Source organism: Paenibacillus mesophilus, assembly GCF_005938385.1.
Taxonomy (GTDB): Bacteria; Bacillota; Bacilli; order Paenibacillales; family NBRC-103111; genus Paenibacillus_AB; species Paenibacillus_AB mesophilus.
The window spans coordinates 522,978-536,062 of sequence record NZ_VCRA01000003.1; the positions used below are offsets into that span (position 1 = coordinate 522,978).

At 56.5% G+C, this 13,085-nt stretch carries 11 protein-coding genes; 4 read left to right on the forward strand and 7 right to left on the reverse strand.

Annotated features, from left to right (window positions below):
• Positions 1–76: 76 nt before the first annotated feature.
• The 3 genes from lplT to FE783_RS07560 form a co-directional block, all read right to left on the reverse strand.
• Positions 77–1,309: a lysophospholipid transporter LplT gene (lplT, locus tag FE783_RS07550; RefSeq protein WP_138878728.1), complete on the reverse strand. Its 1,233-nt coding sequence runs from the start codon at positions 1,307–1,309 to the stop codon at positions 77–79.
• Between the two features lie 132 nt (positions 1,310–1,441).
• Entirely contained in the window at positions 1,442–3,241 is a 1,800-nt protein-coding gene (locus tag FE783_RS07555) for an ABC transporter ATP-binding protein (protein ID WP_238402907.1), read from the reverse strand.
• A gap of 13 nt (positions 3,242–3,254) precedes the next feature.
• Positions 3,255–5,021: an ATP-binding cassette domain-containing protein gene (locus tag FE783_RS07560; protein WP_138878730.1), complete on the reverse strand. Its 1,767-nt coding sequence runs from the start codon at positions 5,019–5,021 to the stop codon at positions 3,255–3,257.
• Between the two features lie 206 nt (positions 5,022–5,227).
• Here FE783_RS07560 and FE783_RS07565 point away from each other — a divergent pair, with 206 nt between their 5' ends.
• A complete protein-coding gene (locus FE783_RS07565) occupies positions 5,228–6,037 on the forward strand; it encodes a class I SAM-dependent methyltransferase (protein WP_138878731.1) in 810 nt (269 codons plus the stop codon).
• 66 nt (positions 6,038–6,103) lie between these two features.
• On the opposite strand, the gene FE783_RS07570 is transcribed toward FE783_RS07565, so the two are convergent.
• Both FE783_RS07570 and FE783_RS07575 read right to left on the reverse strand, forming a co-directional pair.
• Positions 6,104–7,075, reverse strand: a complete 972-nt coding sequence (locus tag FE783_RS07570) for a Gfo/Idh/MocA family protein (RefSeq protein ID WP_138878732.1) — start codon at positions 7,073–7,075, stop codon at positions 6,104–6,106.
• Between the two features lie 36 nt (positions 7,076–7,111).
• The gene (locus FE783_RS07575; RefSeq protein ID WP_138878733.1) at positions 7,112–8,131 is read right to left on the reverse strand and encodes a Gfo/Idh/MocA family protein; all 1,020 of its coding nucleotides are present in this window, start codon (positions 8,129–8,131) and stop codon (positions 7,112–7,114) included.
• A 437-nt stretch (positions 8,132–8,568) separates the two neighbouring features.
• Here FE783_RS07575 and FE783_RS07580 point away from each other — a divergent pair, with 437 nt between their 5' ends.
• Entirely contained in the window at positions 8,569–9,489 is a 921-nt protein-coding gene (locus FE783_RS07580; protein ID WP_138878734.1) for a helix-turn-helix domain-containing protein, read from the forward strand.
• Between the two features lie 211 nt (positions 9,490–9,700).
• A complete protein-coding gene (locus FE783_RS07585; protein WP_138878735.1) occupies positions 9,701–10,156 on the forward strand; it encodes a DUF6376 family protein in 456 nt (151 codons plus the stop codon).
• Here FE783_RS07585 and FE783_RS07590 read toward each other — a convergent pair.
• A complete protein-coding gene (locus FE783_RS07590) occupies positions 10,137–10,715 on the reverse strand; it encodes an NUDIX hydrolase (protein ID WP_138878736.1) in 579 nt (192 codons plus the stop codon). The two genes, FE783_RS07585 and FE783_RS07590, sit on opposite strands and share 20 nt — an antisense overlap.
• Before the next feature lie 167 nt (positions 10,716–10,882).
• On the opposite strand from FE783_RS07590, the gene FE783_RS07595 reads away from it, so the two are divergent.
• On the forward strand, positions 10,883–11,764 hold the full coding sequence (locus FE783_RS07595) for an AraC family transcriptional regulator (protein ID WP_238402924.1): 882 nt from the start codon (positions 10,883–10,885) through the stop codon (positions 11,762–11,764).
• A 49-nt stretch (positions 11,765–11,813) separates the two neighbouring features.
• Here FE783_RS07595 and FE783_RS07600 read toward each other — a convergent pair whose 3' ends face one another.
• Complete coding sequence (locus FE783_RS07600) at positions 11,814–12,896, reverse strand: glycoside hydrolase family 172 protein (RefSeq protein ID WP_138878737.1); 1,083 nt, start codon at positions 12,894–12,896, stop codon at positions 11,814–11,816.
• Positions 12,897–13,085 lie beyond the last annotated feature (189 nt).

Here is a 13,085-nt window from a genome sequence, read left to right on the forward strand (position 1 = left end):
CCTCGCCACCGTTAGTATTCGTTCGTTTCGTTGCAGAGCCGGATCTCGTCCGATTATCGCCGTCTTACGCGCATGCTTATCCGGCTCTTTCCCGCCCCGCCTTGCCGGAAGCCGCTTCCGCCCTGCCGCCGCGAACTTTTCCGAGCTGTGTCGCGAGAAACAAAATAAACAGAAGCAGGACGATCCCGATTCCGATGACCGAGCCGTTTACGGATACATGCATTTCCGTCAAGGTTAAGTAAATGGCCAAGCCGGAGACGGTCAGCGCATTCTCGACGAAGTTTTGCACGGCGATCGTTTTGCCCGAACCGATCATATCTTTGCCTTCCTCCTGCAGCATCGTATTAAGCGGAATGACGAAAATCCCGCCGAACAAGCCGGTGAAAAACAGCAGCGTAACCGTCAGCCAGAGCGAATGAATCAGCGTAGCGACCATGACCGTCAGCACCATCGCAAGCCCGAAATAAAAAGCCCGGTGGAGCTTGCCGGCCGGCACCCATTTCGGCGTCACGAAGGCGCTTGCCACGACGCCGAGCGCGGTCACTCCGATAATCATCGACTGCTGGTCGGTATCCGTTATCCCTAAGTTCAGCGGCAGCCAGGCGATCAGGGCGATTCGGAGCACCGACGCGGTCAACCAGAACGAACCGGTGCCGATAAGCGAGAACCGGCTCTTCGGATGGCGGAACAGCTTGCCGCAATCGCTGAAAAATTGGCGGGCCTCCGCCCCGTATTTCAAGCTCTTGTTCCCGCTCCGGGCCGGCACGAGCAAGGTCATGCCTAGCGAGACGAGATAGACGCCAAGGCAAGTCAGAATAGCCGGCAAATCGGAGCTTTGCGCCAAGAAGCCGCCCGCTACGGTACCGAGCAATATGGCGAGAATCGTCGAGCCTTCCACCTTCGCATTCGCCCTCAGCAGTTCGTCCTCCGTCCGGGTCAGCTCGGACAAAATTCCGTATTTCCCCGGGGAGTAAACGACCGCACCGATACCGACGAACAAGTAGCACAGCACGGGAGGAAAGCCGAACAGCAGAAGGGCGATGCCCGTCGCTTTCAGAGCGTTCCCGAGCAGCAGGACGTGAGACTTCGCGTTCCGGTCGGCAAGCGCGCCGACGATCGGAGCGAGCAGGACGTAGGCGCACAGAAACGCCATCTGGATGTAAGCGACCGTGCCGTCCGGATTTTCAACGCCTTGCCGTTTCACCATGCCTACGATCAAGAAAAAGTTCAAATTATCCGCAAACGCACTCAAAAACTGCGTAAGCACGACCGCATTCAGCGGCGACAACCCCAATTTACGAGACGGCAACGAATGACCCCATCCTTTCGCGCGGACCTATTCTATAATTAAGAAAATGTTACCATGCTTTCTATTGTAGCAGGAACTGGCGAAAGGGCCAAAGCAGATTTGCTTTGGCCCCGTGAAAATGGGAGACGATCGTCAGCCGCGGTACCACGCCGCCTGCGCTCGGAACATGGCGGCGTATTCCCCTCCGGTCGCAATAAGCGAATCGTGGGAGCCTTCCTCGACGATCGTCCCGTCCCTCATCACGACGATCCGGTCGGCGAAGCGGGCCCAGCCCAGCCGATGCGAAACGAACAGTACCGTCCGGCCTTGCGCCAGCTCGCGGAACGAGCGGTACAGCTCGGTCTCATGCTGCGGGTCGAGCGCGGCCGTCGGCTCGTCAAGCACCAGCAGCCGTGCATCCCGTACAGCCGCCCGGGCAATCGCTAGCCGCTGCCATTGTCCGCCGCTCCTATTACGACCACCTTCCGATAAGAGTCCGACCTTGGCGTCCAGTCCGCCGGACGTCTGGTCCGGCACTTCCGCCCCCGCCGCCTTCATCGCTTGGCGTATCGCCTCATCGGTGCAAGCATCATCCGGCAAACCGAAGCCGACATTGTCCCGCAAAGTCGTCTCGTACCGGACGTAATCCTGAAACGCGGCGGAGACGGAGCGGCGCAGATGAACCGGCTCCAGCTCTTCGTAGTCCGTTCCGTCCCATTCGATTCGTCCGTCCGTCGGCCGGTATAAACCGAGCGCGAGCTTCGCGAGCGTGCTTTTCCCCGCTCCGTTCTCTCCGACCAGCGCAACCGTTTCGCCCGGATGGAGCGTCAGCCGTATTCCGCGAAGCGCCGGTTCGGCCGCGCCGCAATACGCATAAGTGACATCCACGAACTCGATTTTCCCGCTATCGCCCGGAGTGAGGAGCTCATGCGGCGAAACGGCGCGCATGACGGGCTCCTTCAGAAACTCGGCCAAATCGACTATTTTGGCGCTCTGGATATACATCTTCCCTACCGGAAAAGCCGCTCTCCCCGATATGCCATGCGCCTGCCGCATCGCCTGGATTACGATTACGATCGCTCCCGCCGACATGCCTCCCGATTTCATCTGCAAGACCATCCAGACGATCGCCCCGAACAAGGAGACGATTTGCACAGTCGACACGATGATGCCTCGACGTATTTCCCTGCGGTTCGCATTGCCCCGCAGCTCAAGCGAATGGAGCATTCCGCCGCTCCATTTGTCGATCAAGTAACCGATCGATCCGCCGATACGCATATCCCGGACCGTTTCCGGCTTCGCGATCGCCTCTCGCAAATAATCCGCCTGTCGTCCCGAAGCGGTCAAGTCCCGGTTAACCCTCCGTTTCACGATATCCGACTCCAATCGGATATAAAACGAAACGGCAAAGGCGGCGGCAAGCAGCGCGCAAACGAACGGACCGGCAATTGCGGCGACCGCCAGCAGCCCGAACAGCTCGAACAGCAGCCGGAGCAAGGCAAAGGCGTTTTGCAGGACGCCCGGCAGTTCGTCCCCGGCCACGCTCCCGGCCCGCCGAAGCCTGTCATAATAGACCGGGTCGTCCATCCGTTCCAGCGGAACCGCGACGGCCCGCTCATGTACCGCCGATTGGACGAGCAGCGAGGACCGGTTGCGGAATCCGGAATCTGCGATCGTTTGCAGAGCCGTCAAGATTACGCGGAGCAGCGCCGCGCCGGTGAATAGCGCGAGCGGCGGCAGCGCCAGCCGGGCCAGCTCCCGCCATTCGCGTCCCTCTCCGTTTACGAACAGATCGATCAATTGCTTTTGCGCCGCGTAAGCCGGAACGAGAAGCGCGCCGAGCAGCAGCGGAATAGCGAGCCATACCGCCGTAAGCGCAGGCATGCTTCGCCCGATCCGGACGAATATCGGCAATACTCCGCGCAAGATGGACCCGAAAGAGTTCGTGTTCAACAGTCCGCTCCTTTCACTCATACCATAATGCCTGCATCCGGAACATTCGGCTGTATTCGCCGCCAAGCCGCATCAATTCGTCGTGGGTTCCCTGCTCGGTGATTCGGCCGTCCTTCAGCACGAACAGCCGATCCGCTAGCTTTGCGGCCCCGAGCCGATGCGTGACGAGCAGCGCCGATCGGCCTGCGGTCACGCGCATAAACAGCTCGAAGGCATCCTTCTCCGCTTGAGGGTCGAGCGCGGCCGTAGGCTCGTCGAAGAAGACGAAGTCCGCGTCGCGCAGCAGCGCTCTGGCCGTCACGATTTTTTGCCATTCGCCTCCCGACGGCTCCAGCCCGCCGAATGGCGCACCGAGCTGCATGTCGAGATCGCGGAGCTTACTCCCCGCATCGAGCAAGGCGGCTTGCATATCGGGGTCGTTGCGGATTGCGGACAGCTTGCCGAGCGCCACATTTTCCCGCAGCGTCACATAAAGCTTGGCAAAATCCTGGAACACGGCGGAAACAGCGCTCCCGTCCGCCGCTCCGGGTCGTCCGCACGTTTGCCTCCCCTCCGCGTCCCGCCGCCATACGACTTCTCCTCCGGACGGTGTGTACAAGCCTGCGAGAAGCTTTACCAATGTCGATTTGCCAGATCCGTTCTCGCCTACCAAGGCGGCCCGGCAGCCGTGCGGGATTTCGAGACTGACACCGTTAACGGAGTCTCCGTCCGCACCCGGGTAGCGGAACCGAAGTCCGCGGACTTGCAGCAGCATTCCGCTTGCCCGTCCGATATCGCTATCGCCCTGAAGCGACACCGCTTCCGAACCGCCCGGCCGCTCATCCCGATCCGGTAATTCTCCCTCTTCTTCAAGCGCCGTATAGGCCCGAAAATCTTCCCATTTCATACTCTGCCTGCGCAAGGTCGCTCCATCGGCGATAATGCCGGGCAGCTGCGAGACGAGCATCGTCACGGATAAGAATAAGACGGAGAAGTCTCCCGCCGAAAGCTTGTTTGCCCCCGGCAGCAGAACGAGCAGCGCTACGAGAAGCCCGCCGACGAGCGCCAGCAGCAGCTCCGGTCCGATTTTGCGAAGCTCGGAGGAACGAACCGCTTTCCGCGTCTCTTCGGATTGACGATCCGCCAAGCTGCTCCACCTATCCGCGAGAAGTCCCCCCAGCCCGAATAGCCGGATTTCTTTGGCCGCGTCCCTTCCCGTCATCAGCCCGGCGTAATAAGCGAGCAGTCTGCGGTCCGGCGTTTGTGCGCGTAGCAGCTTCTCCAGGCTTTCCGCCGAGCGGCCGGAGACTGTCGACACAAGCCATGCCGAAGCGCAGAAGGCGGCTGCCGGTATCCACCCGCCGTAAGCCAGCATAATCGCGAGCAAGATCGCCGCACGTAAAAACGATTGCGTCAATTGTGCTCCTATGTTGAACGTTTCGTACAAGGAAAATTGCAAAGCCCGCTCCCGTAAATTTTGAACGGCCGGCGATTCAATCGCCGCGAGCGGTAAACGCCCGGTTTTCCGCAAAACGATCCGCTGTCCTTCGAGCGTTCCGATCTCGTTCAGACGCGTCTGGGCCATCGGGACCGGCACTCCTAGCGCAATGTTGTTTGCCGCCATAAGCAAGGCAAGCCAAGCGGCAGCCGCTAGTATCGGCCCGATCGGTTCTTGCGCCGTCCATGCCTGAACGCGGTCGACCAGCGATTTGACGAGCCAAAGTTCTATAGGCAAGACCGGCAAACCCAGCAGTAAGGCCGCCAGCAGCACGACAACCGGCTTCCGTTCCGCCCGATACAAAATCGATGCGGCATCGCGAAAACTTTTTGCAACGACGATATTCGTTCATCCTCCGATTCATGAAACGACTTGAAAGCTGTTCCATTATATCGGCAGCCTCGCCCGGCGGCCATGGAAAAAACGGTTGAAACCGTACTTTCGGCATTGACATAGCGCACAACGGATGATAATTTATTTGAAATATCCATAAAAAGGGAGGGCCATCAATGGAATCTAACGTTGCACGCAGCAGGGCCGAGCTTTCCGGAAAAGCGACAAATGTTCTGGATATACGAACAGTGGCCTCCTCTCACAAAAGGTTGGCGGAGCTGCTTACCGAAGGGATGACGGTTCTAGATGTCGGTTGCGGTACGGGAGCCATAACTGGCGGAATCACCGAAATAGTCGGTCCGACAGGGCGTGTTGTTGGAATCGACAGTAATCCGGCACTTATCGAAAAAGCCAAGCAATCGTTTGGCGGCACTAAAGGACTGGAATTTGTAGTCGGCGATATATTCAACCTTCCTTACAGAGATGAGTTCGATATCGTTACTTCTGCACGAGTCCTGCAGTGGTTATCCAATCCGTCAGAAGCTTTGACAGTATTGAAAGCCTCGGCCAAACCGGGCGGACTGATCTTGATTCTCGATTATAATCATGAAAAGATAAATTGGGTACCGGAGCCTCCTGTAAGTATGAAATCCTTCTATTCCGCATTTTTAAAGTGGCGTTCCGATGCGGGGATGGATAATGCGATAGCCGACCATCTTCCAAGCTTATTCGAAAAGGTCGGAATCAACGAAATAAAAATCACCTCTCAACATGAGAAAGTGAATCGGGAGGATGTCGGCTTTCATTCCGGCATAAGCATTTGGGCGGACGTGTCTGCCAGCAGAGGGATTCAAATGGTGAAGGACGGGTATATAACGGAGAATGAACGCGCCGCCGCCGAGCAGGAGTATCGGGAATGGATTCAAGATGCGGCCCTGTCGCAAACGTTGTATTTATTGGCGGTCGAAGGCCGCAAACCTGATTAATTCCAAATGAAACGCCAAAAGACAGCACGACAGCTGTCCTTTGGCATTATTGTTATTAGGCCTTTTTTACACCGTAACCGCACCGCGCTCTTCCGCAGCCCGATACGCGGCGATGGTGAATGCCAGTGTCCGCATCCCGTCGGCGTAGTCGCACAAAATCTTATCGCGCGAGTTCGAAGCGACCGCTTCGACGAACGCCTTATCCTGCTCGTAGGCCGGGTCCTGCTTGGAAGTAATCGTCACGTTTTGCGTGCTGTCGATGATCGTGAGCACTTTCCCGTTCCCCGTCAATTGCAGGAAAAAGTCCGGCCCGATAAATTTGATTTCCGAGCCGCTATGGAACGACGACACGCAAGATTCCGTAATCGTGCCGACCGCTCCGGTCGCAAGCGAGAACGTAACGGCTCCGGCATCCGGGATCGTCGCTACCGGATTGAGCGTCTTGATCGTATTGTTGCCGAATTGGGCGGTAACTTCCTTGTACTCCCCGGCCAAGTAACGGATCATATCGATTTGATGCGTAACCGCGTCGCCCAGGTTGCCGTTCGACATATGTTGCTGGCTCCACCATGGAGCCGGATGGGAGCCTCCGATACGGAACCCTTGGATCAGGTGAATCGTTTTGCCCTCCAAATATTGCTTCGCCTTCTGTACCGTATCGTAATAACGCAGCACGTAACCGACCGAGTTTAGCACACCCGCTTCGCGAACGGCTTGACCTTTGCGGGCCACCGATTCCATCTCCAGCCCGAGCGGCTTCTCCACGAAGATGTGAATGCCCCGCTTGGCCGCGATTTCCTCCAGATCTCCCCGGGCGAACTGCGGCACGCATATAAATACGGCGTCGATCTCGGCCGGATTGAGCAGGGCGTCCGCGCTTTCCGCGACGCGCGCGCCTACCGAGGCTGCAGCCTGCTCGGCTCCTTCGGTATTCAAATCGAAGACGCTGACGATTTTGGCAAGCTCCACTTTCTTCAATGCATTCAGGTGGCTTTTGGCGATACCGCCCGCACCGATCATTCCGATTCTGACACTCATGGCGTTAACCCGACCTTTCGAATTAGAAATAAAAGTTTATTTGGCAAGCGGAAGCGTCACGCTTTTGCCGGTTGCAATCGATTCGTCAATGGCGAACGTGACTTCCATCGACTTGTAAGCGTCGAAGAAATCGCAGCGCGTTGTCTTCCCGCTGCGCAATGAATCGATGAAGTCATCGATTTCTTCCACGAACGGATGGTGCGAGACGTCCCCGCTGTCCGGCAATATCGTCGGAATCGTCGCGTAATCCTTCTGTCCAGGCAGCTTGTGGCTGAACAGCTGGTTGTTCATGATCGCACCCTTCTCGCCGAGCAAGTGCACGTTGAACTTATAAGGCGTCTTGCATTCCAAGGAGGACGATACTTTGCCGATGCCGCCGTTCTTCAGCTTGAAGATGGCGATCGCATTCGGGTCGAACTCGTACTCGGAGTCTTTCCACGTATGGCAGGCGTATGCGGTTACTTCGGTAATATCCCCCGCGAAGAAGCGGACCGCATCAACCGCATGGCAGCCGGCCGACAGCATGCTGCTCCCGCCTTGCGCCTTCGTCCGGCTCCACCGGTATTGTCCGTACTGGGGACCTACATGATGCCAGTAATCGATCTGGGCCATGTATACCCGTCCGATCGCGTCGTCGTCGATCAGCGCTTTCGTATTGGCGAATGAAGGATTCCAGCGAAGGACGAAGCTGACGGTCGTATGTACGGGATTTTTCTCCAAAGCGTCGGCCATGCTCCATAAGCCGGCGCGGTCCATCGCGAGCGGCTTCTCCATCACGAGATGCTTGCCGTGAAGTGCGGCCAGTACCGCCTGCTCCGGACGCAAATCCGGGGTCGTGCACAAGACGACCGCATCCACGTCGGGCGATTTGACGGTCTCTTCATAGCTCGCGGAAACGCGCGCATCAATTCCTAGCTCGGCCAGCCGGCTCTTCGCGTGCTCCGTATTTTTGCTGACGACCGCCGAGACAACCGCATCCGGACGTTTCGCAATCGCTTTCAAATACTCCCCGGCAACCCAGCCGGTCCCGACAACGGCAAAACGCAACGCTCCCATGTTGACTCCTCCTCATATTGTCCCCGGCCAGCGACACGCGGGGACCCCCAATAATAATGGCAATCCATCGATTTCAACCATTCGTCGGGTCATGACAAGATGCGTCTCTTTCCTTATTAGGAACTTTGACGGAATAACGTACCTGCTCTTGAGAACCGGTACTTGCCGGTCTACAACCCCTCCGGTCGTCAGTCAGGCGATAATTCCGTCAAAGTTCATTATAGAAAAGAGGATGTGAATTCGGAGTGAAATCGCTGTTTGCATCAAACATTTAAATGTTTCTTTTAAACATATTATCACGGATTTCGACATTGTACCATGGAAATTTTAAACGTCGCACCGTATGCAATTTTGTATTTGTATCGGAATCCGATACACTATAAGATAGAGTCAAGAGCGATGTCGGGATATCCGAGTCCCAAAGGAGAAGATTCATCTTGACATACGAGAAATTCGAACTGCGCGAGGAATTGAAGATCCGCAAGCTGATCACGTTTTTTTACAGGGAGATGCCCCAGGACTACTTCTTCGCGGGAGAGCGGCACGACTTCTGGGAAATCGTGTATGTGGATAAAGGGGAATGGGACGTTACCGTCGACGGGGCACCGTTCCATCTGGAGCAGGGCGATCTCGTGTTCTACGGTCCGAACGAATTCCACCGCGGAGGTGCGGCGCAGAAATCGTCGCCGAACGTTATCATTCTTACGTTCGAATGCGACTCTCCGGCGATGGAATATTTTGCGGACAATCGCGTCTTCCGTCTCGACGAGAAAGAACGCGGCATTTTTTCCAGCCTCGTGAAAGCCGGACTCGAATCTTTCGATCCACCGATCGATTCCCCGAAGATGCGCAAGCTGATCCGCCGTGAAGGATCGCCCTTCGGCAGCGAGCAATTGATCCGCAATCATCTGGAGAACATGCTGATCCATTTCATCCGCCGCAAGCATGTCCCGGTAGCGCCAGAGAAGCCCGTATCCGCGGTGAAGGAAAACAAAGACCATGTGATCGCCTCCGACGTGATCGAATATTTGAAGGCGAATATGGCGGAGGATTTGACAGTGGACGAGTTGTGCCGCCGGTTTCAGGTCAGCAGGACGCTTCTTAAGACGGCGTTCAAGCAGCAGACGGGGCAAGGCGTGCTGGAAGCCTTCAATCATATGAAAATCGAAAGAGCGAAGGTGCTGATCCGCGAGGAACGGCTTAATTATACCGAGATCGCCGAAATGCTCGGCTACAGCAGCATCCATTATTTCTCCAGACAATTCAAGAAGCTGACGAACATGACCCCGACGGAATATGCGCGGACAGTGAAGCTAAGGGCGATCGACGACCAGTCCGGCTGCTGGGATTTGTTTTGACGCCGGTTGACCCGACGCGACACGAAACGATATAATGGATCCAGCAGCAATGACAGGCAATTGTTAAAGGGGAGTAGCCGACACGGCAAAGTCGTCATTACGGAAGCTTCGCGCTTCCCGGCTTTGCCGGCAGCGGAACGTTGCAGGCGAGACCTTTACCCGCACATGGGTAGAGGTCTCGTTTTTTTTGATCATAAGGAGGGATTCTATCATGAGAAGAAGAACGTTAGGCTTGGTGCTCGCGATCGTCCTTGCTTGGACCGCTCTATCCGGGTGCGGGCTGTTGAACGACATTAACGAAACGGCAAAGTATGTAAACGACGCGGCCGCATACGTCAATAACGTCACTTCCTTCGCGGCGAGCACCGCAGCGCTGGCGCAGCAAGCCGCTTTGAATGAAGCTGCCCGCGAGCAGCTGCGGCAAAAGCTGGAGACGATGAAGGCGTCCATCGCCGAGTTCAATAAAAAAGAGCCGCCGGAAATCGCCGAAGCGATTCACAAGCAGCTCCTCTCTTACAACGAGACGCTTCAGCAGAAGCTGAACGCGTATTCCGAGCAAATCCGCAGCGGCAATTGGAACGAGTCGCTCTGGAACGGCTCCGGCATCGCCGAAGCCGTCGCCCCGATCACGGCGCTGCTGGACAAAATCAAGAGCCTGAACCCGTAGGAACTTTGAACAGACCCGCATTTTTCAGCGGCAGGTCGTTGCTCTCATCTTTCTCGAGGCCGCCGTTTTGACCGTTCAGCGCGATATTGACGAGCCATTTCGTGAACGGTGCGACATTCATCGCCGCCATTTCTTCGAGACTGAAGAAACCGGCCGCATCCACTTCGTAATTGTCGGGGGCAGGCTCCCCGCTCACATACTCCATTTCAAAGGCCACGTACACGTTATGGATGTCGCGCGGCTGGTCGCGCAGAGCCAAAATCCCGACCGCCCGGCTTTCGACCCCGGCCTCCTCCAGCACTTCCCGCTCGATCGTCTTCTGGATCGGCTCATGCTGCTCGATATAGCCGCCCGGATTCGTCCAGTACCCTTTGCCGGGGTCCTGGGCTCTCCGGACGAGCAGCACTTTCCCGTCCTTCTTCAGCAGCGCGCCTACCCCGATACTGTAAGAGCCCCAATGCACGAACGGGCAGGCGGGACAAGCGATCCGGTCATGGCCGTCGATCGCCCTCGTTTCCAGCTTCGTTCCGCAGCTTGAACAATATTGCACGGTTGACATAACCATTCTCCTTCAAATTGGATAATTGCACACCAACCATTGTAAAACCGCAGGACGCATCTTGTAAACAAACATTCGCATCCGCCGAACATGAAGTATAATAGACGGGAATGGATCGTACCGCACGGTGCGGTCTTTACGAAGGAGCGGAGTTGAAACGATTGGATATGCCAGGAATGGATCTGGACCGGTTATCCCCGTATATACGCGTAGCGTTGGACCATTATCTAGCCCCGGGCTGGGTTATACGCGAACGGGTTTTATTCGATTACGAGCTGTTATATGTCAAGGAGGGCCGGCTCAAGGTGAAGCTGGCCGACGGCGAATACGAAGGAACGCCGGGCGACTTGTTCCTGTTCAAGCCCGGGCAGCGTCACGAGCTGACCGTAGTTGGAAACGAACCCGTTCGTCAGCCTCACGTCCATTTCGACCTGATGTACAAGCCGGACAGTCCGGATGTCAAAGTTTCGTTCAAGCCGATCGAAGAAATGAGTCCGCATGAAGTTTCCTTGATCCGCGACGATGTGTGCTCCGCGCCGCCGTTCGATTTGCCGACACGGTTCCGGCTACGCAACCCGCTCGTCCTCGACAGCATGCTGCTCGACCTGATCCGCGATTACAGGCTTAGCCTTCCGTACGCCCAGACCGCCGCCAAAGGAGCGTTTCTGCGGTTGTGGGTTTATTTGCTGCGCGAGCATGCCTGGAACAAAAATGCGCAGCTCCATTCGAATTGGGAACGGCTTACGAAGGTGAAGCAATTTATCGATCATCGCCCGGAGCAGGACGTAACCGTGGAGATGCTCGCGGAAATGGCCGGTCTGAGCCCCTTCTATTTCCTGCGCACGTTCACGCAAGCATTCGGCCAGTCTCCGGTCAAATACCATCAGACGGTACGTATCGGCAAAGCCCGGGAGATGATCCAGTTCACCTCGCTCCCTTTAACCGAAATTGCCGAGCGGATCGGCTTTCACAGCATCCATGCCTTCAGCCGGGCGTTCAAGCGGATCGACGGCGTCGCCCCTTCATTCTATCGCGGCAAAAACAAATGACGCGCCTGTCCGGGCTTCGGACCGACGCGTCGTTGCAATTACTAACAGATCAAATCACTTCAAGATCATCGTTCCCGGGCAAAGGAGCAAACGGCGCGTGCGGCTCCGACTGATACCAGAAAGCGGTCGAAGCGATATCGTCTTGCAGAGGCAAATAACGCCCTCCGGACCGCCAGCCGAGCGCCTGGATCGTGACGCGCAAATCGCTTTCGAAGCGGATCGGGTCCATGACGTGCCAGCGGTACATGCCGAACCGCTGCTGGCTGCGGTACAGTCCGTCCGGCTTCAACACCTGGTGCATCCCGAGAAACGGTGTGGAATACGTGCCGTATTCGCCCTTAGGCTGCTCCCAGTTCCAAGCTCCCCCGAAATAATCCTCCGTCCCGGTCCCGCACAGCGTCGGATATTCGTCGTCCCCGTCCATGTAAAACTTGATTTCCCCTTCGCCGAACCAGCCGCTGCTGTTCGACTGCCAAGCGAGATAGGTGCCGACATAGTGGCCGTGTCCTTTTACGCCGTCAAGCAAAGTATGGACCTCTTTGTACGGAAGCGGGTTGCTGCGGCGCCATTGCGCGTGGAAGTAAGCGGCATCGTCCGGCACGTCGGTCAATGTATAGTCGATTTGGAAATATAGAACGGCATCTTTGTCGGTGAGATTTTCCACCGTAATTTTCGCCGATTTTCGGAACGGCATTTCCCAATAGCTGTTCATTCCCCCTGCCGGATTGACCGCTACGGGCATCGAGTTGACGTTCGTCCGCTCGCACCAGCCGTTGCAGAAAAAGTCGCCGATCGGAACTTCCACGGAAGGATGCTCCTCCCCGTCCCAATACATCCGCAATATTAAACTACGCCACAGCGTCGGAAAACAAGTGAGCCAAATATGCTGAATCGCGCCGGATTCGCCGATGTCCGCGAGTGTAAACGTCGAGTTCGCCGGGATATGGACCGACGGGGACACCTTCCACCCTTGTCCCAAATCGCGCGAGGCTCCTTTGCCCGTTCCTTCCGTCGCCATGCCGGCTTTGCCTTTCTCTCCCGTCCAATTTTCCGCGCTGATCGATCTCGTCTTCGCCCGCGACAGACGGGACAACTGCCCGAGTCCCATGCCGAGCCCGTTAAACGGCTGCATTCGAATTCCTCCTTCAAGATGCGGATGTTCGTCCGCCTTCATTGTACCGGATTTAAGTCCGGGTTGGATTTAGCGCGGATTGGCGACTTGTTAACCGAAATTGCTGTGATGGAATAGAGAGAAAAAAAGGTTATCCTTCAAATCGTTTTTTGCAAACGATCGAGGATAACCTTTACTTCAGTGATGCGG

What these genes read in the sequence shown, in the direction of transcription:
- FE783_RS07565 (WP_138878731.1), top strand. Translation starts at nt 5,228, where the DNA reads ATGGAATCTAACGTTGCACGCAGCAGGGCCGAGCTTTCCGGAAAAGCG.
- FE783_RS07570 (WP_138878732.1), bottom strand. Translation starts at nt 7,075, where the DNA reads ATGAGTGTCAGAATCGGAATGATCGGTGCGGGCGGTATCGCCAAAAGC.
- FE783_RS07575 (WP_138878733.1), bottom strand. Translation starts at nt 8,131, where the DNA reads ATGGGAGCGTTGCGTTTTGCCGTTGTCGGGACCGGCTGGGTTGCCGGG.
- FE783_RS07585 (WP_138878735.1), top strand. Translation starts at nt 9,701, where the DNA reads ATGAGAAGAAGAACGTTAGGCTTGGTGCTCGCGATCGTCCTTGCTTGG.
- FE783_RS07590 (WP_138878736.1), bottom strand. Translation starts at nt 10,715, where the DNA reads ATGTCAACCGTGCAATATTGTTCAAGCTGCGGAACGAAGCTGGAAACG.
- FE783_RS07595 (WP_238402924.1), top strand. Translation starts at nt 10,883, where the DNA reads ATGCCAGGAATGGATCTGGACCGGTTATCCCCGTATATACGCGTAGCG.
- FE783_RS07600 (WP_138878737.1), bottom strand. Translation starts at nt 12,896, where the DNA reads ATGCAGCCGTTTAACGGGCTCGGCATGGGACTCGGGCAGTTGTCCCGT.